Origin of the sequence: Pseudomonas sp. TAE6080, from assembly GCF_018732265.1 — a bacterium.
Lineage (GTDB): Bacteria > Pseudomonadota > Gammaproteobacteria > Pseudomonadales > Pseudomonadaceae > Aquipseudomonas > Aquipseudomonas brenneri.
In genome coordinates, this window is the sequence record NZ_JAHIDY010000017.1 from 65,885 (window position 1) to 87,346 (window position 21,462).

General features: G+C 61.7%; 27 protein-coding genes. 17 read left to right on the top strand and 10 right to left on the bottom strand.

The window, feature by feature from the left end:
• Positions 1-29: 29 nt before the first annotated feature.
• Genes KL786_RS14680 through pilG form a run of 4 tightly spaced genes read right to left on the bottom strand, consistent with a single transcriptional unit; the run spans position 30 to position 3,446 of the window.
• Entirely contained in the window at positions 30-2,081 is a 2,052-nt protein-coding gene (locus KL786_RS14680) for a methyl-accepting chemotaxis protein (protein WP_215518074.1), read from the bottom strand.
• Positions 2,078-2,614 carry a chemotaxis protein CheW gene (locus tag KL786_RS14685; protein WP_032858785.1) on the bottom strand — a complete coding sequence of 179 codons (537 nt, stop codon included), beginning with the start codon at positions 2,612-2,614 and terminating at the stop codon, positions 2,078-2,080. The genes KL786_RS14680 and KL786_RS14685 overlap by 4 nt, the downstream gene beginning before the upstream one ends.
• 12 nt (positions 2,615-2,626) lie before the next feature.
• Positions 2,627-2,992, bottom strand: a complete 366-nt coding sequence (pilH, locus tag KL786_RS14690; RefSeq protein WP_215518075.1) for a twitching motility response regulator PilH — start codon at positions 2,990-2,992, stop codon at positions 2,627-2,629.
• Positions 2,993-3,038: 46 nt separating this feature from the next.
• Complete coding sequence (gene pilG / locus KL786_RS14695; protein WP_032858786.1) at positions 3,039-3,446, bottom strand: twitching motility response regulator PilG; 408 nt, start codon at positions 3,444-3,446, stop codon at positions 3,039-3,041.
• Between the two features lie 239 nt (positions 3,447-3,685).
• Between pilG and gshB the strand changes: the two genes are divergently transcribed.
• The 7 genes from gshB to KL786_RS14730 all read left to right on the top strand — a co-directional run bounded on the left by gshB (position 3,686) and on the right by KL786_RS14730 (position 9,703).
• The gene (gshB, locus tag KL786_RS14700; RefSeq protein ID WP_029300457.1) at positions 3,686-4,639 is read left to right on the top strand and encodes a glutathione synthase; all 954 of its coding nucleotides are present in this window, start codon (positions 3,686-3,688) and stop codon (positions 4,637-4,639) included.
• A 77-nt stretch (positions 4,640-4,716) separates the two neighbouring features.
• Positions 4,717-5,616, top strand: a complete 900-nt coding sequence (locus tag KL786_RS14705) for an energy transducer TonB (protein ID WP_215518076.1) — start codon at positions 4,717-4,719, stop codon at positions 5,614-5,616.
• A 194-nt stretch (positions 5,617-5,810) separates the two neighbouring features.
• Positions 5,811-6,380, top strand: a complete 570-nt coding sequence (locus tag KL786_RS14710) for a YqgE/AlgH family protein (RefSeq protein WP_032858790.1) — start codon at positions 5,811-5,813, stop codon at positions 6,378-6,380.
• Positions 6,380-6,817 (top strand): Holliday junction resolvase RuvX, encoded by a 438-nt coding sequence (gene ruvX, locus KL786_RS14715; protein ID WP_005792259.1) that lies wholly within the window; start codon positions 6,380-6,382, stop codon positions 6,815-6,817. The genes KL786_RS14710 and ruvX overlap by 1 nt, the downstream gene beginning before the upstream one ends.
• 82 nt (positions 6,818-6,899) lie before the next feature.
• Positions 6,900-7,406, top strand: a complete 507-nt coding sequence (gene pyrR, locus KL786_RS14720) for a bifunctional pyr operon transcriptional regulator/uracil phosphoribosyltransferase PyrR (RefSeq protein ID WP_065942744.1) — start codon at positions 6,900-6,902, stop codon at positions 7,404-7,406.
• A gap of 24 nt (positions 7,407-7,430) precedes the next feature.
• A complete protein-coding gene (locus KL786_RS14725) occupies positions 7,431-8,435 on the top strand; it encodes an aspartate carbamoyltransferase catalytic subunit (RefSeq protein WP_032858794.1) in 1,005 nt (334 codons plus the stop codon).
• On the top strand, positions 8,432-9,703 hold the full coding sequence (locus KL786_RS14730) for a dihydroorotase (RefSeq protein ID WP_215518077.1): 1,272 nt from the start codon (positions 8,432-8,434) through the stop codon (positions 9,701-9,703). Before KL786_RS14725 ends, KL786_RS14730 begins: the two co-directional genes overlap by 4 nt.
• 145 nt (positions 9,704-9,848) lie before the next feature.
• Here KL786_RS14730 and KL786_RS14735 read toward each other — a convergent pair whose 3' ends face one another.
• Positions 9,849-10,277 carry an NINE protein gene (locus KL786_RS14735; protein WP_032858797.1) on the bottom strand — a complete coding sequence of 143 codons (429 nt, stop codon included), beginning with the start codon at positions 10,275-10,277 and terminating at the stop codon, positions 9,849-9,851.
• A 249-nt stretch (positions 10,278-10,526) separates the two neighbouring features.
• Between KL786_RS14735 and KL786_RS14740 the strand changes: the two genes are divergently transcribed.
• Positions 10,527-11,162 carry a C40 family peptidase gene (locus KL786_RS14740; protein ID WP_215518078.1) on the top strand — a complete coding sequence of 212 codons (636 nt, stop codon included), beginning with the start codon at positions 10,527-10,529 and terminating at the stop codon, positions 11,160-11,162.
• A gap of 128 nt (positions 11,163-11,290) precedes the next feature.
• Here the strand turns inward: KL786_RS14740 and KL786_RS14745 are convergent, their stop codons facing one another.
• Positions 11,291-12,325, bottom strand: a complete 1,035-nt coding sequence (locus KL786_RS14745; protein ID WP_215518079.1) for a type IV pilus twitching motility protein PilT — start codon at positions 12,323-12,325, stop codon at positions 11,291-11,293.
• A 57-nt stretch (positions 12,326-12,382) separates the two neighbouring features.
• Between KL786_RS14745 and KL786_RS14750 the strand changes: the two genes are divergently transcribed.
• The 9 genes from KL786_RS14750 to KL786_RS14790 all read left to right on the top strand — a co-directional run bounded on the left by KL786_RS14750 (position 12,383) and on the right by KL786_RS14790 (position 19,034).
• Positions 12,383-13,069 carry a YggS family pyridoxal phosphate-dependent enzyme gene (locus KL786_RS14750; protein ID WP_215518080.1) on the top strand — a complete coding sequence of 229 codons (687 nt, stop codon included), beginning with the start codon at positions 12,383-12,385 and terminating at the stop codon, positions 13,067-13,069.
• A gap of 34 nt (positions 13,070-13,103) precedes the next feature.
• A complete protein-coding gene (proC, locus tag KL786_RS14755; RefSeq protein WP_215518081.1) occupies positions 13,104-13,922 on the top strand; it encodes a pyrroline-5-carboxylate reductase in 819 nt (272 codons plus the stop codon).
• 9 nt (positions 13,923-13,931) lie between these two features.
• Positions 13,932-14,522, top strand: coding sequence for a YggT family protein (locus KL786_RS14760; RefSeq protein WP_215518082.1), 591 nt, complete (start codon positions 13,932-13,934; stop codon positions 14,520-14,522).
• 154 nt (positions 14,523-14,676) lie between these two features.
• Complete coding sequence (metX, locus tag KL786_RS14765; protein WP_215518083.1) at positions 14,677-15,816, top strand: homoserine O-succinyltransferase MetX; 1,140 nt, start codon at positions 14,677-14,679, stop codon at positions 15,814-15,816.
• A gap of 7 nt (positions 15,817-15,823) precedes the next feature.
• Positions 15,824-16,444: a methionine biosynthesis protein MetW gene (gene metW, locus KL786_RS14770; RefSeq protein WP_029300485.1), complete on the top strand. Its 621-nt coding sequence runs from the start codon at positions 15,824-15,826 to the stop codon at positions 16,442-16,444.
• A 21-nt stretch (positions 16,445-16,465) separates the two neighbouring features.
• The gene (locus KL786_RS14775; RefSeq protein ID WP_029300487.1) at positions 16,466-16,900 is read left to right on the top strand and encodes a DUF4426 domain-containing protein; all 435 of its coding nucleotides are present in this window, start codon (positions 16,466-16,468) and stop codon (positions 16,898-16,900) included.
• Positions 16,897-17,493, top strand: coding sequence for an RdgB/HAM1 family non-canonical purine NTP pyrophosphatase (gene rdgB, locus KL786_RS14780; protein WP_215518104.1), 597 nt, complete (start codon positions 16,897-16,899; stop codon positions 17,491-17,493). Before KL786_RS14775 ends, rdgB begins: the two co-directional genes overlap by 4 nt.
• Positions 17,490-18,692 (top strand): radical SAM family heme chaperone HemW, encoded by a 1,203-nt coding sequence (gene hemW, locus KL786_RS14785; protein WP_252193739.1) that lies wholly within the window; start codon positions 17,490-17,492, stop codon positions 18,690-18,692. The genes rdgB and hemW overlap by 4 nt, the downstream gene beginning before the upstream one ends.
• 18 nt (positions 18,693-18,710) lie before the next feature.
• The gene (locus KL786_RS14790; protein WP_029300493.1) at positions 18,711-19,034 is read left to right on the top strand and encodes a DUF3392 domain-containing protein; all 324 of its coding nucleotides are present in this window, start codon (positions 18,711-18,713) and stop codon (positions 19,032-19,034) included.
• 152 nt (positions 19,035-19,186) lie between these two features.
• On the opposite strand, the gene trmB is transcribed toward KL786_RS14790, so the two are convergent.
• From trmB to KL786_RS14810, 4 genes are all read right to left on the bottom strand, one after another.
• A complete protein-coding gene (gene trmB, locus KL786_RS14795; protein WP_215518084.1) occupies positions 19,187-19,912 on the bottom strand; it encodes a tRNA (guanosine(46)-N7)-methyltransferase TrmB in 726 nt (241 codons plus the stop codon).
• A gap of 9 nt (positions 19,913-19,921) precedes the next feature.
• On the bottom strand, positions 19,922-20,716 hold the full coding sequence (locus KL786_RS14800) for a thiazole synthase (RefSeq protein ID WP_017845016.1): 795 nt from the start codon (positions 20,714-20,716) through the stop codon (positions 19,922-19,924).
• A 55-nt stretch (positions 20,717-20,771) separates the two neighbouring features.
• Complete coding sequence (gene thiS / locus KL786_RS14805) at positions 20,772-20,972, bottom strand: sulfur carrier protein ThiS (protein WP_090293215.1); 201 nt, start codon at positions 20,970-20,972, stop codon at positions 20,772-20,774.
• A gap of 78 nt (positions 20,973-21,050) precedes the next feature.
• Positions 21,051-21,422 carry a DUF423 domain-containing protein gene (locus KL786_RS14810; RefSeq protein WP_032858813.1) on the bottom strand — a complete coding sequence of 124 codons (372 nt, stop codon included), beginning with the start codon at positions 21,420-21,422 and terminating at the stop codon, positions 21,051-21,053.
• Between the last annotated feature and the right edge of the window lie 40 nt (positions 21,423-21,462).

Consider the following 21,462-nt stretch of genomic DNA (forward strand, 5'->3'; position numbering starts at 1 on the left):
TTAGATTGCGGTGGTTTTGGGGGGGCATGTCATTCATTGGTCTTGCGCACGGGCGGCAAGGTGAAGCCCGATACCGAGCGCCGCAGTTGGCTGGCCATTTTCGCCAGGTTGCCAATGCTGTCGGCGGTGGCCGTGGAGCCGGATGAGGTCTGGCTGGTGATCTGCTGGATCACGTTCATGGTCAGCGAGATCTGCCCTGCCGACGAGGTTTGCTGCTGCGCAGCGTTGGAGATGCTCTGGATCAAGGCGGCCAGGGTCTTGGACACGCCCTCGATTTCTTCCAGTGCCACCCCCGCGTCCTGGGCCAGCCGCGCACCGCGGACCACTTCGGTAGTGGTCTGCTCCATGGAGATCACCGCTTCGTTGGTGTCGGTCTGGATCGCCCGCACCAGGCTCTCGATCTGCCGGGTCGCGGCTGACGAGCGTTCAGCCAGGCGCTGCACTTCATCGGCCACTACCGCAAAGCCGCGCCCGGCATCGCCGGCCATGCTCGCCTGGATCGCGGCGTTGAGGGCGAGGATGTTGGTCTGCTCGGCAATGTCGTCGATCAGGCTGACGATATCGCCAATCTCCTGGGACGACTCCCCCAGGCGCTTGATGCGCTTGGCGGTGTCCTGGATCTGTTCGCGGATGTTGTCCATGCCGTGGATGGTGTTGTGCACCACCTCGTTGCCCTTGTTGGCGATTTCCACCGAGCGCTCGGCAACTGCCGAGGACTCGGCGGCATTGGCCGACACCTGGTCGATGGATCGGGCCATCTGGTTGATCGCCGTCGACGCCTCGGCGATCTGCTGGGCCTGATGCTCCGAGGCCTGGGCCAGGTGCATGGCCGTGGCCTGGGTCTCCTGCACGGCGCCGGCGACTTCACCGGCGGTGAGGTTGATGGTCGCCACCAGGTCGCGCAACTGGTCCACCGAGTAGTTGATGGAGTCGGCGATGGTGCCGGTAAAGTCTTCGGTCACCGAGGCGGTCACGGTGAGGTCGCCGTCAGCCAGGTCTTCGATTTCGTCCAGCAGGCGCATGATCGCGTTCTGGTTGCGTTCGTTTTTCTCGGCGGTTTCGCGCAACTGGCGATTGGTCTCGCGCACCATCACCAGGCCGATCAGGATGATCGAGGCCAACGCCAGCAAGCCCAGGACATAGCCGCCGATGGTGTCGAGGGTGCGCCCGCCGGCGAGGTTTTCAAAGCCGGTGGCCAGGTGCGAGGCTTCATCGAGCAGGGTTTGCGAGAGGCTGAAGATGTTGCTCGCCGAGGCACGTACCTGGAACAGTTGCGGCGAGGTTTCGAGGATTTCATCCACCGAGCCGGAGACAAACTCGAACAGCTCGGCGATTTCCGCCAGGCGCGCGCGGGCGTCCGGGTCTTGTACTTCGCTGATTTTCAGGCCGGTGCTGCCCTGGAGCATGCCGGCCAGGACCTGGCCAAAGCGGTTGGCATCGCGGCCAAAGGCATCGGCGGCCTTGACGGCGGTTTCGTCCCCCGCCAACACCGTATTGACCGCCCCCAGGATGCGCTCGGCCAACAGCGATTGGCGCTGGGCCACCGCTACCTGGCTGGCGGGCGCGCCGCGTTGCAACAGGATTTCGACGACCTTTTCCGACTCTATCTGCAATTGCGGCACGGTTTCGGCCAGGGTCGCCGCCACTTGATGCAATGACAGCACCGTCTGCTCGCTGGCCAGGATCACGTCGGTGTTCTTCAGCAGGGCTTCCCAGTCGTGCTGCACGGCGCGCATTTCGCTGCGCACGGCGCTGGGCGCGGCGGGCAGGCCGGTGGCCGGGTCGCCTTTTTTCAGGTAGCCCCAGCGCTGGGCAAAATCATTGCGCGCCTCGCTCAACAGCTTGAACGCCGCAGCCTTGCCGGCCGCTGCTTCCGTGGCGTTCTTGGCAATCCGCTGGGACAGCACCCGCAGCTCGCCGGCATGGCCGATGTACTGCTTGTCATAGGTGGACTGGGTGTTGAGGTACGCGAAGTTGGCGAACAGCAGCATGATGAAGATGATCAGCGCGATAAACAGCACGATGATCTGCGAACGGCTACGGGAGGCTTCCTGCGGTTTGACGGGGGTGACGGTGCTCATGCGGCAACATCCAGAAAGCCCGGGGCCTGGGCCAGGGCAAAGGGGCTGAAGACCTGCCACAGCGGGTCGCCGCTGAACTGGCCTTGGATAAACGCAGCGCTGGCGGCGGGCACACTGGCCGATACCGGGCGCAGCAGGTCCTGGGCAAAATGTTGCAGGCCAACCACTTCATCCACCAGCAGGCCGACAAAGGTGTCTTCGTGTTCGATCACCAGCACCCGGCGCTGTTTGCGCGCGGCCGATAACTCATAGCCGAAGAACCCGCACAGGTTGATCACCGGCAGCAAGCGCCCGCGCAGGTTGGCCACGCCCTTGACCCAGGGCTTGACCCCGGGCATCAGCGTACAGCGCGGCTCATGCAACACCTCGGCGACTTCGCCCATGGGCGCGACATACCAATGTTCACCCAGGCGAAAACCGATGCCACTCCAACTGTGGGAGCGGGTTTCCTGGGACGGCAGGTCAGCGGCCAGCAGGCGGCAACGGCGGTCGATGTCCAGCAGCAGCTCAAAGGCGGTTTGCGACTCGGTCATGGGGGCGAGCCGTCAGGGCTTGAGCACCGAGTTCAGGACTTCGATCAGCTTGTCTTCTTCCACCGGCTTGGTCAGGTACACCTTGGCCCCCTGGCGTGTGCCCCAGACCTTGTCGGTTTCCTGGTCCTTGGTGGTGACGATGATGATCGGGATACCGTTGGTTTCCGGCTCCTTGGACAGTTGGCGCGTGGCCTGGAAACCATTGAGGCCCGGCATGACGATATCCATCAACACCGCATCGGGTTTTTCCTGGCGGGCCAGGGCCACGCCGTCGGCGCCATTCTCGGCCTTGAGGACCTGATGGCCGTGCTTTTCCAGCATGCCGGTCAGTTTGTACATTTCAGTCGGCGAATCGTCGACGATCAGAACGCGTGCCATGGTTTTCCCCACTACATTGGTTGACGCAAGCCCCGAGGGGGCTGGGTCAATGTGCTTGTTCTACTGCAGCGAAACCCGGCACATAGGCCTTGATCGCACTCAGCAGTTCTTCCTTGCTGAAAGGCTTGGTCAAAAATTGATCGACACCAACGATGCGCCCCTTGGCCTTGTCGAACAGGCCATCCCTGGATGACAGCATGATCACCGGGATGGCCTTGAACGCCGGGTTGTTCTTGACCAGGGCGCAGGTCTGATAGCCATCCAGGCGCGGCATCATGATGTCGACAAAGATAATGTGCGGGTGATGGTCGACGATCCTGGCCAGGGCATCAAAACCGTCGATGGCCGTGATGACTTCGCACCCTACGTTCTTCAACAGCGTTTCAGCGGTGCGGCGAATCGTTTTCGAATCGTCGATCACCATCACTTTCAAGGCGTTGGAATGCTGTTCCATATCTGCTCTACCATCGCCACAGCGAATCGGTTTTCGGTGTGTACTGCCGGATATTGCCAGGGACGAGCGCCAAAACCCTTGTGGTTCAAGGGCCGACACGCCATGGCAGCCTTTTTAGCACAGACTGGGGAGGCAATCTATCGGCCGACCGGCAAGGTGGTTTTTCCTTGACCCACAACAGCCGCAGCGCCACTCTGACGCCACTTTTATGCGCCCTTATTTGCTAGAGGATTTCCCCCATGAGCGTTCGCGTCGGCATTGTCATGGACCCTATCGCCAGCATCTCCTATAAAAAGGATAGCTCGCTGGCCATGCTGCTGGCCGCCCAGGCCCGCGGCTGGACCCTGTTCTATATGGAACAGCGCGACCTTTACCAGGGTGACGGCGAGGCGCGGGCGCGGATGCGCCCCTTGCAGGTATTCGCCAACCCTGAGAAGTGGTTTGAACTGCAAGACGAGATCGACAGCCCCCTGAGCGACCTGGACGTGATCCTGATGCGCAAGGATCCGCCGTTCGACATGGAGTTCGTCTACTCCACCTACCTGCTGGAACAGGCCGAGCGCGCGGGCGTGCTGATCGTCAACAAACCCCAGAGCCTGCGCGACTGCAACGAGAAGTTGTTCGCCACGCTGTTCCCACAGTGCACGCCACCGACCGTGGTCAGCCGCCGCGCCGACGTGCTGCGTGAATTTGCCGCCAAGCACGGTGATGTGATCCTCAAGCCGCTGGACGGCATGGGCGGCACCTCGATCTTCCGCCACCGCGCAGGCGACCCCAATCTGTCGGTCATCCTCGAAACCCTGACCGCGCTGGGCACCCAGCAGATCATGGGCCAGGCCTACCTGCCGGCGATCAAGGATGGCGACAAGCGCATCCTGATGATCGACGGCGAGCCGGTGGATTACTGCCTGGCGCGTATCCCGGCGGCCGGTGAGACCCGTGGCAACCTCGCGGCCGGTGGCCGTGGCGAAGCCCGCCCGCTGAGCGACAAGGACCGCTGGATCGCCGCCCAGGTTGGCCCGACCCTGCGGGAAAAAGGCCTGCTGTTTGTAGGCCTTGACGTAATTGGCGAGCACCTGACGGAAATCAACGTCACCAGTCCGACCTGTATTCGCGAAATAGACAACGCGTTCGGCACCAATATCGGCGAAATGCTCATGGCAGCGATTGCCGACAAGCTACAAGCCAAGTGACATAGAACAGCCGGATGTAAACCAACATTGCGCTATCATGCGCCACCTGTGAAACGCGCGATGTTGGTTTTCCTGCTATGACGCTCCCGTCTGACCTGCCCCCCGAATTCAGCCGCAGCCGCGTGCGCCCGGCTGATCGGCTCGGCTTTACCCTGTTCCTGGCAGCGCTGATTCACTTGGCGTTGATCCTCGGGCTGGGCTTTACCTTCGTCGAACCCCAGCAGATCAGTAAAACCCTGGAAATCACCCTCGCCACCTTCAAAAGTGAGAAAAAGCCCGAAAAGGCCGACTTTCTCGCCCAGGATAATCAGCAAGGCAGCGGCACCCTGGACAAAAAGGCAGTGCCCAAGACCACTGAAGTGGCGCCCTTCCAGGACAACAAGATCAATAAGGTCACCCCGCCTCCAGCGGCCAAGCCCGAGGTCAAGCAAGCCGCGCCCAAAGCCGCCGTCGCCACCATTGCACCAAAGCCCCAGAAGGCCGTGACCCAGCGCGAAGCCGTGAAGACTGAGCCTGCGCCAAGCAAACCCGCACCGACATTCGACGCCTCGCAACTTTCCAGCGAAATCTCCAGCCTGGAGGCCGAGCTGGCCAATGAGCAACAACTGTACGCCAAGCGCCCGCGCATCTACCGGCTCAATGCCGCCTCGACCATGCGCGACAAAGGCGCCTGGTATAAGGACGAATGGCGCAAGAAGGTCGAGCGCATCGGCAACCTGAACTACCCGGACGAGGCCCGGCGCCAGCAGATCTACGGCAACCTGCGCCTGCTGGTGTCGATCAACCGCGACGGCTCCTTATATGAAGTGCTGGTGCTGGAGTCGTCCGGCCAGCCGTTGCTGGACCAGGCGGCGCAACGCATCGTGCGTCTGGCCGCACCGTTTGCCCCGTTTACCGGCGACCTGAACGATATCGACCGCCTGGAAATCATCCGCACCTGGCGTTTTGCCAAGGGCGATCGTCTTTCCAGCAACTGATCTGCCCCCTCAACGGTGTAGGAGCGAGCTTGCTCGTGAAGAACCTGAGGGCGCCGCATGCATTCTGACTGCCCGCGTTATCGTTGACGATCTTCGCGAGCAAGCTCGCTCCTACACAGGAAATAAATCCGCTGACCGATTTCCTACACATCCCCAGCTTGTCAGTTCGCCCCTCCAACGCCACACTAGCGGACATGAAAAATGTCAGCCCGACTTACCTCAAGCACCAATTCCTGATCGCCATGCCCCATATGGCCGACCCGAACTTTGCGCACACCTTGACCTATATCGTCGAGCACACGGCCAATGGCGCCATGGGGTTGGTGGTCAACCGCCCGCAGGACCTGAACCTGGCCGATATCCTTGAGCAACTGCGCCCGGAGATCGACCCACCCGCCAGTTGCCAGGCGGTGCCGATCTATTTCGGTGGCCCGGTGCAGACCGACCGTGGTTTCGTGCTGCACCCCACGGGCCCGACGTTTCAGGCAACGGTTGATCTGGACGGGGTATCGCTGTCCACTTCCCAAGACGTGCTGTTTGCCATCGCCGATGGCGTCGGCCCCAAGCAGAGCCTGATTACCCTGGGCTACGCCGGCTGGGAAGCCGGGCAACTGGAAGAAGAGCTAGCCAACAATGCCTGGCTGACCTGCCCGTTTGATGCCGACATTCTGTTCAATACCGCCAGCGAGCTGCGTCTTAACGCCGCGGCGGCACAGTTGGGGGTCAACCTCAACCTGCTGACCAGCCAGGCGGGACACGCCTGATGGCCTTGCGATTGATCCTCGGGTTTGACTACGGTACCAAGCAGATCGGCGTCGCCGTGGGCCAGGTCATCACCGGCCAGGCCCGCGAGCTGTGTACCTTGAAGGCGCAGAACGGCATACCGGACTGGAATCAGGTCGAAGCCCTGATCAAGGAGTGGAAGCCCGACGCGGTGGTCGTTGGCCTGCCGTTGAACATGGACGGCACCCCCAGCGATATGTGCCTGCGCGCGGAAAAATTCGCCCGCCGCCTCAATGGCCGCTACAACCTGCCCTTCTATACCCACGATGAGCGCTTGACCACCTTCGAGGCCAAGGGTGAGCGTCGCGACCGTGGCGGGCAAAAGGGCAGCTACCGCGACAACCCGGTCGACGCCATTGCCGCCGCCTTGCTGTTGCAGGGCTGGCTGGATGAAAACACCGCTTTATTTGAATCCTGACTGACGCGGCTTGCCGCGTCTTCTTACGTTTGAGCCCGGACTTTGCCAGCGTCACGCTGCCCAAGCCCCTGAAGGAGCCACCATGAGCCTGCCCAATCCCGCCGAACTGATCCGTCAGATGGCGACGAGCCTAACGACCCACTTGCAACACCGTGCCATCAGCGAGCCGCGCTTCATTGGCATCCGCACCGGTGGCGTGTGGGTCGCCCAGGCCTTGCTGCAAGAATTGGGCAGTGAGTCGCCCCTGGGCACCCTGGATGTATCCTTCTACCGCGACGACTTCAGCCAGAACGGCCTGCACCCACAGGTGCGTCCGTCAGAGCTGCCGTTCGAGATCGAAGGCCAGCACCTGGTGCTGATCGATGACGTGCTGATGAGCGGGCGTACCATCCGCGCCGCCATGAACGAGCTGTTCGACTACGGCCGCCCGGCCAGTATCACCCTGGTCTGCCTGCTCGACCTCGACGCTGGCGAACTGCCAATCAGCCCGGATGTCGTGGGCGCGACCCTGTCACTTTCAGCCCAGCAGCGGGTAAAATTGTCCGGTCCCACGCCGCTCGAACTCGAACTGCAAGACCTCGCCCTTTAAACCGCCTTGTAAAGAGTCCCCGCGATGACGCCTCTAGATGCCAAGCGCCCGCTGCAGCTCAACGCTCAGGGCCAGCTGCAACACTTCCTGTCCCTCGACGGCCTGCCCCGCGAATTGCTCACCGAAATCCTCGACACTGCCGACTCGTTCCTCGAAGTCGGCGGCCGGGCGGTGAAAAAAGTCCCGCTGCTGCGCGGCAAAACCATTTGCAACGTGTTCTTCGAGAACTCCACGCGCACGCGCACCACCTTCGAACTGGCGGCCCAGCGCCTGTCAGCCGACGTGATCACCCTGAACGTCTCCACCTCGTCGGCGAGCAAGGGCGAAACCCTGCTCGACACCCTGCGCAACCTGGAAGCCATGGCGGCCGACATGTTCGTGGTACGTCACAGCGACTCGGGCGCGGCGCACTTTATCGCCGAGCACGTGTGCCCGCAGGTGGCGATCATCAACGGCGGCGATGGCCGTCACGCCCACCCGACCCAGGGCATGCTCGACATGCTCACCATCCGTCGGCACAAGGGCGGCTTTGAAAACCTCTCGGTGGCGATCGTCGGCGACATCCTGCACTCGCGGGTAGCGCGCTCGAACATGCTGGCCCTGAAAACCCTGGGCTGCCCGGACATCCGCGTGATTGCGCCGAAAACCCTGCTGCCGGTGGGCATCGAGCAATACGGGGTGAAGGTCTACACCGACATGGCTGAAGGCCTGAAGGACGTCGACGTGGTGATCATGCTGCGCCTGCAACGCGAGCGCATGGCCGGTGGCCTGCTGCCCAGCGAGGGCGAGTTCTACCGCCTGTTCGGCCTGACTACCGCGCGCCTGGCCGGCGCCAAGCCCGATGCGATTGTCATGCACCCCGGCCCGATCAACCGTGGGGTGGAGATTGAGTCGGCGGTGGCCGACGGCCCGCATTCTGTGATTCTCAACCAGGTTACCTACGGCATCGCCGTGCGCATGGCCGTGCTGTCCATGGCCATGAGCGGGCAAACAGCCCAACGTCAATTCGAGCAGGAGAACGCCCAGTGAAGCTCAGCATTCTCGGCGCCCGAGTCATCGATCCCGCCAGTGGCCTGGATCAAGTCAGCGATCTGCATCTGGAAGCCGGCAAGATCATTGCCATCGGCGCTGCGCCAAACGGTTTCAGCCCGACCCAAACCATCGACGCCAAAGGCCTGGTGGCCGCACCCGGCCTGGTAGACCTGAACGTCGCCCTGCGCGAACCGGGCTACAGCCGCAAAGGCAGCATCGCCAGCGAAACCCGCGCCGCCGCCGCCGGTGGCGTGACCAGCCTGTGCTGCCCACCGCAGACCAAGCCGGTACTGGACACCTCGGCCGTGACCGAGCTGATCCTCGACCGCGCCCGCGAAGCCGGCAATTGCAAAGTGTTCCCCATTGGCGCCCTGAGCAAAGGCCTGGACGGCGAACAACTGGCCGAACTGATTGCCCTGCGTGACGCTGGCTGCGTAGCCTTCGGCAATGGCCTGGAGAGTTTCCGCAGCACCCGCACCCTGTGCCGTGCGCTGGAATATGCGGCCACCTTCGACCTGACGGTAATCTTCCACTCCCAGGACCGCGACCTGGCCGAAGGCGGCCTAGCCCACGAAGGCGCCACCGCCAGTTTCCTGGGCCTTGCGGGCATCCCGGAAACAGCAGAAACCGTGGCCCTGGCCCGTGACCTGCTGTTGGTGGAACAAAGCGGCGTACGCGCGCACTTCAGCCAACTGACCAGCGCCCGGGGCGTGGCCCTGATCGCCCAGGCCCAGGCCCGTGGCTTGCCGGTGACCGCCGATGTGGCGTTGTACCAGTTGATCCTGACGGATGAGGCGTTGATCGACTTCTCCAGCCTGTATCACGTGCAACCACCACTGCGCACCCGCGCCGACCGTGATGGTTTGCGCGCGGCGGTGAAGTCTGGGGTAGTTTCGGCGATCTCCAGCCATCACCAGCCCCACGAACGGGATGCCAAGCTGGCACCGTTTGGCGCGACAGAGCCTGGGATCAGCAGCGTCGAGTTGCTGCTGCCATTGGCGATGACCCTGGTGGAAGATGGTTTGCTGGACCTGCCAACGCTGCTCGCACGCCTGAGTTCAGGCCCGGCCCAGGCGTTGCGCCTGCCGGCGGGCAAGTTGGCGGTGGGTTCGGCGGCGGATCTGGTGCTGTTTGATCCGGCCAGTTCCACCGTGGCTGGCGAGCAATGGCTGTCCAGGGGGGAAAACTGCCCGTTCATCGGCCATAGCTTGCCGGCGAATGTGCGCTACACCCTGGTGGACGGACGGATCAGCTACCAGGCTTGATCCGATCCAAAGCGGGCACGGTCAAAATGTGGGAGCTGGCTTGCCTGCGATACAGGCACCTCGGTGTGTCAGTGACACTGAGGTGATGCAATCGCAGGCAAGCCAGCTCCCACACAAGCCCGCTCCTACAGTTCAGGACCTGCGCTTATCGACCGCCCAGCCGCTCGGCATTGCGCACCGAAATCTGCGTATTCAGCGTCCAGAAGTCATACAGCACACCCAGCAGGAACAAGCCGCCGGTCACCAGGTACAACAGGCCGGTAAGCCATTTGCCCTGATACATGCGGTGCAAGCCAAACACCCCCAGGAACGCCAATAGAATCCAGGCCACGTTGTATTCAATGGGCCCGGCGGTAAAACGCAGGTCGGCTTCGCGGTCCATCGCCGGGATCAGGAACAGGTCGATCAGCCAGCCAATCCCCAGCAAACCAAAGGTGAAGAACCAGATCGTCCCGGTCACCGGCTTGCCGTAATAGAAACGGTGCGCGCCGGTGAATCCGAAGATCCAGAGCAGGTAACCGATCATCTTGCTGTGAGTGTCCTGTTGCGAAACAGCCTGTCGATAGGTGTTCATGAATGACCTCTTTTGCCTCGATAGATAAATATTTCTGGTTTCTTTGTGACTTTTTTACAGGCACCCGACGTACGGCAAATGATATCGTCGCTTCCCTCAAAGCCTTGTACCGCCTGACTTGTGTAGGACAATTGCGACGGTTCGTCGCGGTTTTCCTGATTTTGACGTCAAGGTTCAGTCGACAAACGGCCTGAGAAAGACACTAAAAGCTGTTATAAAGTTGCGCGCAAACCAACAAGAGCCTGCCTTATGCGACCATTTTTAAAGACATGGCTAACCATTTGCCTATTAATGCCACTGGCCGCCCACGCCACCAATCGTGAGCAACGACTTCCGAACGTCAATGGTTTCACCCCTAAAGTCCACGCCACTACCAGCTCCGCCAAATCGGTAAAACTCACCGTCAAGCGCCCGACTCAAGTGAGCAAGGCCCACGGTAAAGCAGTTTCCGGCCTGGTAGCGAGCAATAACCAGCAAAGCAGCAAAGTCCTCAGCCGTGCGGTCAACGTGCTCGGTACTCCTTATCGTTGGGGCGGCAGCAGCCCAAGTAAAGGCTTTGATTGCAGCGGCCTGGTGAAATACGCCTTCAATGATGTAGCTGCGGTGGATTTGCCACGCACCTCCAATGCCATGGCCAGCGGCCACGGGCAGAAAGTCGAGCGCAAGGATTTGAAGCCTGGCGACCTGCTGTTCTTCAAGCTCAAGAGCCGCCAAGTCAACCATGTTGCCATCTACCTGGGCAACGACCGTTTCATTCACGCACCGCGGCGTGGCAAGTCGGTCAGCATCGATACCCTGAAAAAGCCGTTTTGGAACAAGAACTACGTGATTGCCAAGCGTGTGCTGCCTAAAGAGCAGAACAACCTGCGCATTGTGCAACGCTGACATTGAATGGGAATGCAGGCTGGCATGGGAGCTGGCTTGTGTGGGAGCTGGCTTGCCTGCGATTGCATCACCTCAGTGTGAATGACACACCGCGCTGCCTGTATCGCAGGCAAGCCAGCTCCCACAGGTCATAACTCTGCGGGCACCCGTGCCTGCTCCCGGGCCTCTTCGCGGCTGACCAGCCCCTGACTGACCAACCCCTTCAAGCTCATATCCAACGTCTTCATCCCCAACGCCCCACCCGTCTGGATCGCCGAGTACAACTGCGCCACCTTGTCCTCGCGGATCAGGTTACGGATCGCCGGTGTACCGAGCATAATTTCATGGGCCGCCACGCGCCCGCCGCCGACTTTTTTCAGCAACACCTGGGAAACCACCGCCTGCAGCGACTCCGAGAGCATCGAGCGGACCATGGCCTTTTCCCCCGCGGGGAACACATCCACCAGCCGGTCCACGGTCTTTGCCGCCGAACTGGTGTGCAGGGTGCCAAACACCAGGTGCCCGGTTTCAGCCGCCGTCAGGGCCAGGCGGATGGTTTCCAGGTCGCGCAACTCGCCGACCAGGATCACATCCGGGTCTTCGCGCAGCGCAGAGCGCAGGGCGGCGGAGAAACTGTGGGTATCGCGATGCACCTGGCGCTGGCTGATCAGCGCCGTGCGCGGTTCATGGACAAATTCGATAGGGTCTTCAAGGGTCAGGATGTGTTGCTGACGGGTGTTGTTGAGGTAATCGATCATCGCCGCCAGGGTGGTGGACTTGCCCGAGCCCGTGGCCCCGGTCACCAGCACCAGCCCCCGAGGCAGTTCGGCGATGCGCCGGAACACGTCGCCCAGCCCCAGGCTTTCCAGGCTCTGTACCCGGGAGGGAATCGCGCGAAACACCGCGCCCATCCCTCGGTGCTGCTGGAACACATTGGCGCGAAAGCGCGCCACACCGGGTAACTCGAAGGAAAAATCCGTTTCAAGAGATGTTTCGAAATCCTTTTGTTGATGCTTATTGAGGATCGGGCTGAGCAAGTCCGCAACTTGCGTAGCACTCAATGATGGCCAATCGAGTGGCACCACCTCACCGTCAATTCGCATCCTCGGCGCCAGCCCTGCCGACAGATGCAGGTCGGAGGCGCCCCGGCTGACGCTTGCGGCCAGCAATTCAGTGATGTCCATAGGGCTATCCATTTCCAGTAGAATGCCGCGGACTCCATATCCACGGGCGCAACTTGAATGTCGACCATAGCAGACAATATTGGCCTGGTTAGTCAGCGGATCCGTGCTGCGGCCCAGGCCGTGCAACGCGATGAATCCAGCGTGCATTTGCTGGCGGTCAGCAAGACCAAGCCCGCGCAAGCCGTGCGCGAAGCCTATGCCGCCGGGATGCGCGACTTCGGCGAGAACTACTTGCAAGAAGCCCTCGGCAAACAAGCCGAATTAACCGACCTGCCCTTGAGTTGGCACTTCATCGGCCCCATTCAATCGAACAAGACGCGCGCTATCGCCGAGAACTTCGCCTGGGTGCACTCCGTGGACCGCCTGAAAATCGCCCAACGCCTGTCCGAGCAACGCCCGGCCGACCTGCCACCGCTCAATATCTGCATTCAGGTCAATGTCAGTGGCGAAGCCAGCAAATCCGGCTGTACACCCGCCGATTTGCCAGCGCTGGCCGAGGCAATCAGTGCCCTGCCGCGCTTGAAACTGCGTGGCCTGATGGCGATCCCCGAGCCGACTGAGGACCGTGCGGCGCAAGATGCCGCGTTCGCAGCCGTGCGCGACTTGCAAGCGAGCCTGAACCTTGGGCTCGACACACTTTCCATGGGCATGAGCCATGACCTTGAGTCGGCCATTGCCCAAGGGGCCACCTGGGTGCGGATCGGTACCGCCCTGTTTGGCGCCCGCGACTACGGCCAGCCATGAAAATGGCTGACTTCCATCTGAGTAAGGACCTGTCATGAGCAACACGCGTATAGCCTTTATCGGCGCCGGCAACATGGCGGCCAGCCTGATCGGCGGCCTGCGGGCCAAGGGCCTGGACGCTGCGCAGATTCGCGCCAGCGATCCGGGCGCCGAGACCCGCGCCCGGGTGAGCGCCGAGCACGGTATCCAGACCTTTGCCGACAACGCCGAGGCCATCCAGGGTGTCGACGTGATTGTGCTGGCGGTCAAGCCACAGGCCATGAAGGCCGTGTGCGAAGCCCTGCGCCCAAGCCTGGCGCCGCAGCAACTGGTGGTGTCGATTGCCGCCGGCATCAACTGCGCCAGCATGAACAACTGGCTCGGCGCCCAGCCCATCGTGCGCTGCATGCCTAACACACCATCACTGTTGCGCCAGGGCGTGAGCGGCTTGTACGCGACTGCACAAGTCAGCACCGCACAGCGTGAGCAGGCCCAGGAGCTGCTGTCGGCCGTGGGTATGGCCCTGTGGCTGGAAGAAGAACAGCAACTGGACGCCGTCACCGCCGTGTCCGGCAGTGGCCCGGCATATTTCTTCCTGCTGGTCGAAGCCATGACCGAGGCTGGCGTGAAGCTGGGCCTGCCACGGGAAATCGCCGAGCAACTGACTCAGCAAACCGCCCTCGGCGCCGCACACATGGTGGTGTCCAGCGATGTGGACGCGGCCGAATTGCGCCGTCGCGTGACCTCGCCCAATGGCACCACGCAGGCTGCCATCGAATCGTTCCAGGCCGGGGGCTTTGAAGCCCTGGTCGAAAAAGCACTGGGTGCCGCCGCGCACCGCTCGGCCGAACTGGCCGAACAACTGGGTCAATAAGGAGCCAATATGATTGGTTTGAACACCGCAGCCGTCTACGTGCTGCAAACCCTCGGCAGCCTGTATCTGCTGATCGTGCTGTTGCGCTTTGTTTTGCAACTGGTACGCGCCAACTTCTACAACCCGCTGTGCCAATTCGCCGTGAAGGCCACCCAGCCGCTGCTCAAGCCGTTGCGCCGGGTGATCCCGAGCCTGTTCGGCCTGGACATGTCGTCGCTGGTACTGGCGATCCTGGTGCAGTTGGCGCTGATGGCCCTGACGCTGTTGCTGACCTACGGCACCATAGGCAACTTCCTGCAACTGCTGGTCTGGGCCATGATCGGCGTGACCGCGCTGTTCCTGAAGATTTTCTTCTTTGCCCTGATCATCAGCGTGATCCTGTCCTGGGTCGCGCCGGGCAGCCATAACCCTGGCGCCGAACTGGTCAACCAGATCTGCGAGCCCGCCCTGGCGCCGTTCCGCAAGATCCTGCCGAACCTCGGTGGCCTGGATATCTCGCCGATCCTCGCGTTCATGGTGCTCAAGCTCCTGGATATGCTGGTGATCAACAACCTGGCGGCGATGACCATGATGCCGGACATTCTGCGCCTGCTGATCTGACCGGCCCGCACTTGGCACAGATATCTGTGGGAGCTGGCTTGCCAGCTCCCACTTTTTTGTAACTGTGTCTTGAATTGAATCCATGCAGGCCTTTGCTTGCCGCTAGCCCCCCCGCTCTTTAGACTTACGCCTCATTTAAACGAGAGCAGGGTCGATGCCAGCTGCCTTCCCCCCCGATTCTGTTGGACTGGTCGTGCCCCAAGTGGCGCACTTCAGCGAACCCCTGGCCCTGGCCTGCGGTCGATCGCTGCCGGCCTATGACCTGATCTATGAAACCTACGGCGCGCTGAACGCCACGGCCAGCAATGCCGTGCTGATCTGTCACGCCCTGTCTGGCCATCATCACGCTGCGGGCTACCACAGCGCCGACGAGCGCAAGCCCGGTTGGTGGGACAGTTGCATCGGCCCCGGCAAGCCCATCGACACCAACACGTTCTTTGTGGTCAGCCTGAACAACCTCGGCGGCTGCAACGGGTCCACCGGCCCCAGCAGCCTCAACCCGGAGACCGGCAAGCCGTTTGGCGCCGACTTCCCGGTGTTGACCGTGGAAGACTGGGTGCACAGCCAGGCACGCCTGGCCGACCTGCTCGGTGTACGCCAATGGGCGGCGGTGATCGGCGGCAGCCTGGGCGGCATGCAGGCGCTGCAATGGACCATCACTTACCCCGACCGTGTGCGCCATTGCCTGGCCATCGCCTCGGCCCCCAAGTTGTCGGCGCAGAACATCGCGTTCAACGAAGTGGCGCGCCAGGCAATCCTCACCGACCCGGAGTTCCACGGCGGTTCGTTCCAGGAGGCGGGTGTGATCCCCAAGCGCGGGCTGATGCTCGCGCGGATGGTCGGGCACATCACCTACCTGTCCGATGACTCCATGGGCGAGAAATTCGGCCGTGGGCTCAAGAGCGAGAAGCTCAACTACGACTTCCACAGCGTCGAGTTCCAGGTCGAAAGTTACCTGCGCTATCAGGGCGAGGAGTTCTCCGGGCGTTTCGACGCCAACACCTACCTGTTGATGACCAAGGCTCTGGACTACTTCGACCCGGCGGCAAACTTTGATGACGACCTGGCGAAGACCTTCGAGGGTGCCAGCGCCAAGTTCTGCGTGATGTCGTTCACCACCGACTGGCGCTTCTCCCCGGCCCGTTCGCGGGAACTGGTGGATGCGCTGATGGCCGCGCGCAAAGACGTCTGCTACCTGGAGATCGATGCACCGCAAGGCCACGATGCCTTCCTGATCCCGATCCCGCGCTATTTGCAGGCTTTCAGCAACTACATGAACCGCATAACTTTGTGAGAACGCCATGAGAGCCGACCTGGAAATCATCCAAGACTGGATCCCCGCCGGCAGCCGCGTGCTCGACCTCGGTTGCGGCGATGGCGAACTGCTGAGCTGGCTGCGCGACAACAAGCAAGTCACCGGCTATGGCCTGGAAAACGACCCGGACAACATCGCCCAGTGCGTGGCCAAGGGCATCAACGTGATCGAGCAGGACCTGGACAAGGGCCTGGGCAACTTTGCCAGCAACAGCTTCGATATCGTGGTGATGACCCAGGCCCTGCAGGCCGTGCACTACCCGGATCGGATCCTCGACGAAATGTTGCGTGTCGGCCGCCAGTGCATCATTACCTTCCCTAACTTCGGCCACTGGCGCTGCCGCTGGTACCTGGCCACCAAGGGCCGGATGCCAGTGTCGGACTTCCTGCCATACACCTGGTACAACACACCGAACATTCACTTCTGCACCTTCGAGGATTTCGAAGCACTGTGCAGCGGGCGCGAAGCCAAAGTGATCAACCGCCTTGCCGTCGATCAACAGCACCGCCACGGCTGGGCGAGTAAGCTATGGCCTAATCTTTTAGGTGAGATCGGGATTTATCGGGTCAGCAGTCCCGGCCTGACCGACCATCAGATTGCCGTCTAACCATTTTCGAGGAGGACGATCATGAGTCGCCTGGCTATTTTTCTACTCACCGCCTGCCTGGGCGCCAGCGCCATGGCCGCCGGCCCTATCGACAGTAATCGGCAGAAGGCGTTTGGTGATATCACAGTGCACTACAGCACCTTCACCTCCAGCTTCCTGCAACCCGAGACGGCCCAGGCCGTAGGCGTGGTGCGCAGCAAGAACAAAGGCATGATCAACGTCTCGGTGATCAAGGGTGTCGAGCCCGTGGCGGCGCAGGTGACCGGCACGATCAAGGACTTGACCGGCAAGAGTGAAATGCTGACCTTCAAGCAAATCACCGAAAAAGGTGCGATCTACTACCTCGCCCCCTACTCGGTGCCACAGCAAGAGTTCCGCACCTTTACCATCAATGTTGAAACCGGCGGCAAGGCCCACGGTTTCAGTTTCACCCAAGAACTGTTCCCGGCCGAATAATGAACCTGACACAACTCGTACTGGCCAGCCATAACGCCGGCAAACTCAAGGAACTCCAGGCCATGCTCGGCGAATCGGTGCAATTGCGCTCGATTGGCGAGTTCAGCCAGGTGGAGCCGGAAGAGACCGGCCTGTCGTTCGTCGAGAACGCCATCCTCAAGGCCCGCAATGCCGCGCGTATTTCCGGCCTGCCGGCATTGGCCGACGACTCTGGCCTGGCCGTGGACTTTCTTGGCGGCGCCCCTGGCATCTATTCGGCGCGGTATGCCGACGGCAAAGGCGACGCGGCGAACAATGCCAAGTTGCTGGACGCTCTCAAGGATGTACCGGAGGCGATGCGTGGCGCGCAGTTCGTCTGCGTGCTGGCGCTGGTGCGCCACGCTGACGACCCGCTGCCGATCCTCTGCGAAGGCTTGTGGCACGGGCGCATCCTGCATGCCGCCAGTGGCGAGCATGGGTTTGGCTATGACCCGCTGTTCTGGGTACCGGAGCGCAATGTCTCCAGCGCCGAACTGAGCCCGGCCGACAAGAACCAGATCAGCCACCGCGCCCGTGCAATGGACTTGCTGCGCCAGCGCCTGGGCTTGAAATGACCCACGACACCCCGGCGCTGCCGCTGATCCACGGCGGCGCGCAAACACCTCGGGCGGCCCTGCCAGTGCTGCCGCCCCTGGCGCTGTACATCCACATCCCGTGGTGCGTGCGCAAATGCCCTTATTGCGACTTCAACTCCCATACCGCCAGCCCGGTGTTGCCGGAAGAAGAGTACGTCGACGCACTGTTGGCGGACCTCGACCAGGACCTGCACGCGGTATATGGCCGTGAGTTGAGCTCGATCTTCTTTGGTGGCGGCACACCAAGCCTGTTCAGCGCCGTGGCATTGGGCCGGTTGCTCAAGGGTGTCGAACAACGCATCCCGTTTGCCAGGGATATCGAAATCACCCTGGAAGCCAATCCCGGCACCTTCGAACAAGAGAAGTTCGTGGCTTATCGCAAGCTGGGGATCAATCGCCTGTCCATCGGCATCCAGAGCTTCCAGCAGGAAAAACTCAAGGCCCTGGGCCGCATCCACAATGGCGATGAAGCCGTAAGAGCTGCCGGCATGGCGCGCCAGGCCGGTTTCGACAACTTCAACCTGGACCTGATGCACGGCTTGCCCGACCAGTCCCTGGACGACGCGCTGGGCGACCTGCGCCAGGCCATCGCCCTCAAGCCGACCCATCTGTCGTGGTACCAACTGACCCTGGAACCCAACACAGTGTTCTGGAACCAGCCGCCGACTCTGCCGGAAGACGACACCCTGTGGGATATCCAGGAAGCCGGCCAGGCCCTGCTCGCCGAACACGGTTACGCCCAATATGAAGTCTCGGCCTACGCCCAGCCGGGCCGGCCCGCGCGGCATAACCTCAACTACTGGAGCTTTGGCGACTTTATCGGCATCGGTGCCGGGGCCCACGGCAAGCTCAGCCATCCAGACGGGCGCATCGTGCGCACCTGGAAGACTCGCGCACCGAAGGACTACCTCAACCCGGCCAAAAGCTTTCAGGCAGGCATGAAAGAGTTGACCAACGAAGAGTTGCCCTTCGAGTTCCTGATGAACGCCCTGCGCCTTACCGACGGCGTTGAAGCCAGGCTTTACGCCGAACGCACCGGCCTGGACCTGACCAGCCTGGATGAGTCCCGGCGCGAGGCAGAACAAAGTGGCTTATTGCAGGTCGAACCGTCACGCCTGGCGGCCACCGACCGTGGGCAACTCTTTCTCAATGACCTGCTGCAGAAGTTTTTGAGCTGATCGCTCTAAGGAAATCCCATGGATCTGGTACTCGACCTGCTTGCCACCGTATCCCGCTGGAGCCGCAGTAACCTGTCAGAAATATCCCTGGCGCTCGTCGGCTGCCTGCTGGTGCTGTTCGGCGCCGACATCAAGGGCTGGGTCGAAGCACGCCTGGGCAACATCGCCGGCGCCTTGCGCGTACCGTTGATGGCGCTGCTGTGCATGATCGGCAGTGGTGCTGCGTTGATCTATGCCACGCCGTGGATTGTGCGGGGGTTGAGCCAGTTTAATAACTACAGTTTGGCGCCGGTGTTGTTGGTGGTGCTGGTGCTGATTGGCGTGGTTGCCGACCGCCGCTGACCAAAAGCCCAACACCAAAAAACAGTAGGAGCGAGCTTGCTCGCGAAGAACGTTAACGATAACGCAGAGCTATCAGGTAGCCCGCGTCGCCTGCCCGTTTTTCGCGAGCAAGCTCGCTCCTACAGTTGATCGCATCTCAGTCTTCTAGCTGATCAAGCCAGCTTTTCGAACTTCAAATCCCAAACCCCATGCCCCAACCGCTCGCCACGACGCTCGAACTTGGTGATCGGGCGCTCGGCCGGGCGCGGCACACATTGACCATCTTCGGCCAGGTTGCGGTAGCCAGGCGCGACGTTCATCACTTCCAGCATGTACTCCGCGTAGGGTTCCCAGTCGGTGGCCATGTGCAGGATGCCGCCCACTTTCAGCTTGCTGCGCACCAGTTCCGCGAAGGAGGCCTGGACGATACGACGCTTGTGGTGACGGCTCTTGTGCCACGGATCCGGGAAAAACAGCATCAGGCGGTCGAGGCTGTTGTCGGCGATGCAGCGGTTGAGCACTTCAATCGCGTCGCAGTCGTAGACCCGCAGGTTTTTCAGGCCCTGGGTCAGCACGCCGTTGAGCAGCGCACCCACGCCCGGACGGTGCACTTCGACACCGATAAAGTCTTGCTCGGGCGACGCTGCGGCCATTTCCAGCAGGGAATGGCCCATGCCGAAGCCGATTTCCAGGGAGCGCGGGGCCGAGCGGCCAAACACCTGGTCAAAGTCCACCGGCGCATCGGCCAGGGGCAGGACGAACAGCGGCGTGCCTTGTTCCAGGCCCTTTTGCTGGCCTTCAGTCATGCGCCCGGCACGCATCACAAAACTCTTGATGCGGCGGTGCTTGGACTCGTCGCCTTCTTCCACGGGGTTCGGCGTTTCGTTTGATTCAGTCATCAATGGCTCTTACTTGATCAGACCATCCAGCGGCGAGGAGGCGCTGGCGTAAAGTTTTTTCGGCATGCGACCGGCGAGGTACGCCAGGCGGCCGGCGACAATCGCGTGTTTCATGGCTTCGGCCATCATGATCGGCTGTTGCGCGTTGGCGATGGCCGAGTTCATCAGCACCGCTTCGCAGCCCAGCTCCATGGCAATGGTAGCGTCGGACGCGGTACCGACACCCGCGTCCACCAACACCGGGATCTTGGCTTCTTCGAGGATGATCTGCAGGTTGTACGGGTTGCAGATCCCCAGGCCTGTACCGATCAGGCCGGCTAGCGGCATGACCGCGATGCAGCCGATCTCGGCCAGTTGGCGGGCGATGATCGGGTCATCGCTGGTGTAGACCATCACGTCGAAACCTTCCTTGACCAGGGTTTCGGCGGCCTTGAGGGTTTCGATCACGTTGGGGAACAGGGTTTTCTGATCCGCCAGCACTTCCAGCTTCACCAGGTTGTGGCCGTCGAGCAGCTCACGGGCCAGGCGGCAGGTGCGCACGGCTTCGATGGCGTCGTAGCAACCGGCGGTGTTCGGCAGGATGGTGTAGCGGTCCGGCGGCAGGATATCCAGCAGGTTCGGTTCGCCCGGGTTCTGGCCGATGTTGGTGCGGCGCACGGCCACCGTCACGATCTCGGCGCCCGAGGCTTCGATAGCCAGGCGGGTTTCTTCCATGTCACGGTACTTGCCGGTGCCTACCAGCAAACGCGACTGGTAGGTACGACCGGCCAGGACGAAGGGCTTGTCGCTACGAACGATGCTCATGGGAAATCCTCGCAATGGGTTGAGGTTCTGCAGAATCCGGATACGTGCCGGCAGGCTAGCCGCCGCCGATGGCGTGGACCACTTCGACCTGGTCGCCTTCGGCGAGAGCAGTGTCGGGGTGCTGGCTACGCGGGACGATATCCTGGTTGAGCTCCACTGCGACGCGACGTCCGGTCAGTTCCAGTCGGGCCAGCAGGGCCGCGACGGTTTCACCGTCGGGCAGTTCATAGGGTTCGCCGTTCAACTGAATGCGCATGCCAGGGCCGCCATCGTTTTTAGGGGCCAGCATTCTAGCCTGATCATGACCTGAAGGTCAGCTACAAGCGTCAAGCGGTCATTGCAGGCGCCAGGCGGCCAGGCCAAGGCATAGCCAGCCGATCAGGAACGCCAGGCCGCCGAACGGGGTAATGATCCCCAGCTTGCCGATGCCGATGGTGGTCAGCAGATACAGGCTGCCGGAGAACAGCAGGATACCGATGGTAAACGACACCCCGGCCCACATCACCAGGCGCCCAGGCAGGTGAGCAGCCAGCAAGGCCACGCCAAACAGCGCAAGGGCGTGCACCAGTTGATAGGTCACGCCGGTGTGGAAAATCGCCAGGTATTCAGCACTCAGGCTTTTTTTCAGGCCGTGGGCGGCAAATGCGCCGAGGGCAACACCGGTAAAACCGAAAAAAGCCGCCAACATCAGAAAGCCACGCAGCATGAGGAACTCCAGTCAGACTCATTGGACAGGGTCTGTATAA

Bases quoted from the DNA above. Each gene is read 5' to 3' on its own strand.
- KL786_RS14680 (WP_215518074.1), bottom strand. From the start codon at position 2,081: ATGAGCACCGTCACCCCCGTCAAACCGCAGGAAGCCTCCCGTAGCCGT.
- KL786_RS14685 (WP_032858785.1), bottom strand. From the start codon at position 2,614: ATGACCGAGTCGCAAACCGCCTTTGAGCTGCTGCTGGACATCGACCGC.
- pilH (WP_215518075.1), bottom strand. From the start codon at position 2,992: ATGGCACGCGTTCTGATCGTCGACGATTCGCCGACTGAAATGTACAAA.
- pilG (WP_032858786.1), bottom strand. From the start codon at position 3,446: ATGGAACAGCATTCCAACGCCTTGAAAGTGATGGTGATCGACGATTCG.
- gshB (WP_029300457.1), top strand. From the start codon at position 3,686: ATGAGCGTTCGCGTCGGCATTGTCATGGACCCTATCGCCAGCATCTCC.
- KL786_RS14705 (WP_215518076.1), top strand. From the start codon at position 4,717: ATGACGCTCCCGTCTGACCTGCCCCCCGAATTCAGCCGCAGCCGCGTG.
- KL786_RS14710 (WP_032858790.1), top strand. From the start codon at position 5,811: ATGAAAAATGTCAGCCCGACTTACCTCAAGCACCAATTCCTGATCGCC.
- ruvX (WP_005792259.1), top strand. From the start codon at position 6,380: ATGGCCTTGCGATTGATCCTCGGGTTTGACTACGGTACCAAGCAGATC.
- pyrR (WP_065942744.1), top strand. From the start codon at position 6,900: ATGAGCCTGCCCAATCCCGCCGAACTGATCCGTCAGATGGCGACGAGC.
- KL786_RS14725 (WP_032858794.1), top strand. From the start codon at position 7,431: ATGACGCCTCTAGATGCCAAGCGCCCGCTGCAGCTCAACGCTCAGGGC.
- KL786_RS14735 (WP_032858797.1), bottom strand. From the start codon at position 10,277: ATGAACACCTATCGACAGGCTGTTTCGCAACAGGACACTCACAGCAAG.
- KL786_RS14740 (WP_215518078.1), top strand. From the start codon at position 10,527: ATGCGACCATTTTTAAAGACATGGCTAACCATTTGCCTATTAATGCCA.
- KL786_RS14745 (WP_215518079.1), bottom strand. From the start codon at position 12,325: ATGGACATCACTGAATTGCTGGCCGCAAGCGTCAGCCGGGGCGCCTCC.
- KL786_RS14750 (WP_215518080.1), top strand. From the start codon at position 12,383: ATGTCGACCATAGCAGACAATATTGGCCTGGTTAGTCAGCGGATCCGT.
- proC (WP_215518081.1), top strand. From the start codon at position 13,104: ATGAGCAACACGCGTATAGCCTTTATCGGCGCCGGCAACATGGCGGCC.
- KL786_RS14760 (WP_215518082.1), top strand. From the start codon at position 13,932: ATGATTGGTTTGAACACCGCAGCCGTCTACGTGCTGCAAACCCTCGGC.
- metX (WP_215518083.1), top strand. From the start codon at position 14,677: ATGCCAGCTGCCTTCCCCCCCGATTCTGTTGGACTGGTCGTGCCCCAA.
- metW (WP_029300485.1), top strand. From the start codon at position 15,824: ATGAGAGCCGACCTGGAAATCATCCAAGACTGGATCCCCGCCGGCAGC.
- KL786_RS14775 (WP_029300487.1), top strand. From the start codon at position 16,466: ATGAGTCGCCTGGCTATTTTTCTACTCACCGCCTGCCTGGGCGCCAGC.
- hemW (WP_252193739.1), top strand. From the start codon at position 17,490: ATGACCCACGACACCCCGGCGCTGCCGCTGATCCACGGCGGCGCGCAA.
- KL786_RS14790 (WP_029300493.1), top strand. From the start codon at position 18,711: ATGGATCTGGTACTCGACCTGCTTGCCACCGTATCCCGCTGGAGCCGC.
- trmB (WP_215518084.1), bottom strand. From the start codon at position 19,912: ATGACTGAATCAAACGAAACGCCGAACCCCGTGGAAGAAGGCGACGAG.
- KL786_RS14800 (WP_017845016.1), bottom strand. From the start codon at position 20,716: ATGAGCATCGTTCGTAGCGACAAGCCCTTCGTCCTGGCCGGTCGTACC.
- thiS (WP_090293215.1), bottom strand. From the start codon at position 20,972: ATGCGCATTCAGTTGAACGGCGAACCCTATGAACTGCCCGACGGTGAA.
- KL786_RS14810 (WP_032858813.1), bottom strand. From the start codon at position 21,422: ATGCTGCGTGGCTTTCTGATGTTGGCGGCTTTTTTCGGTTTTACCGGT.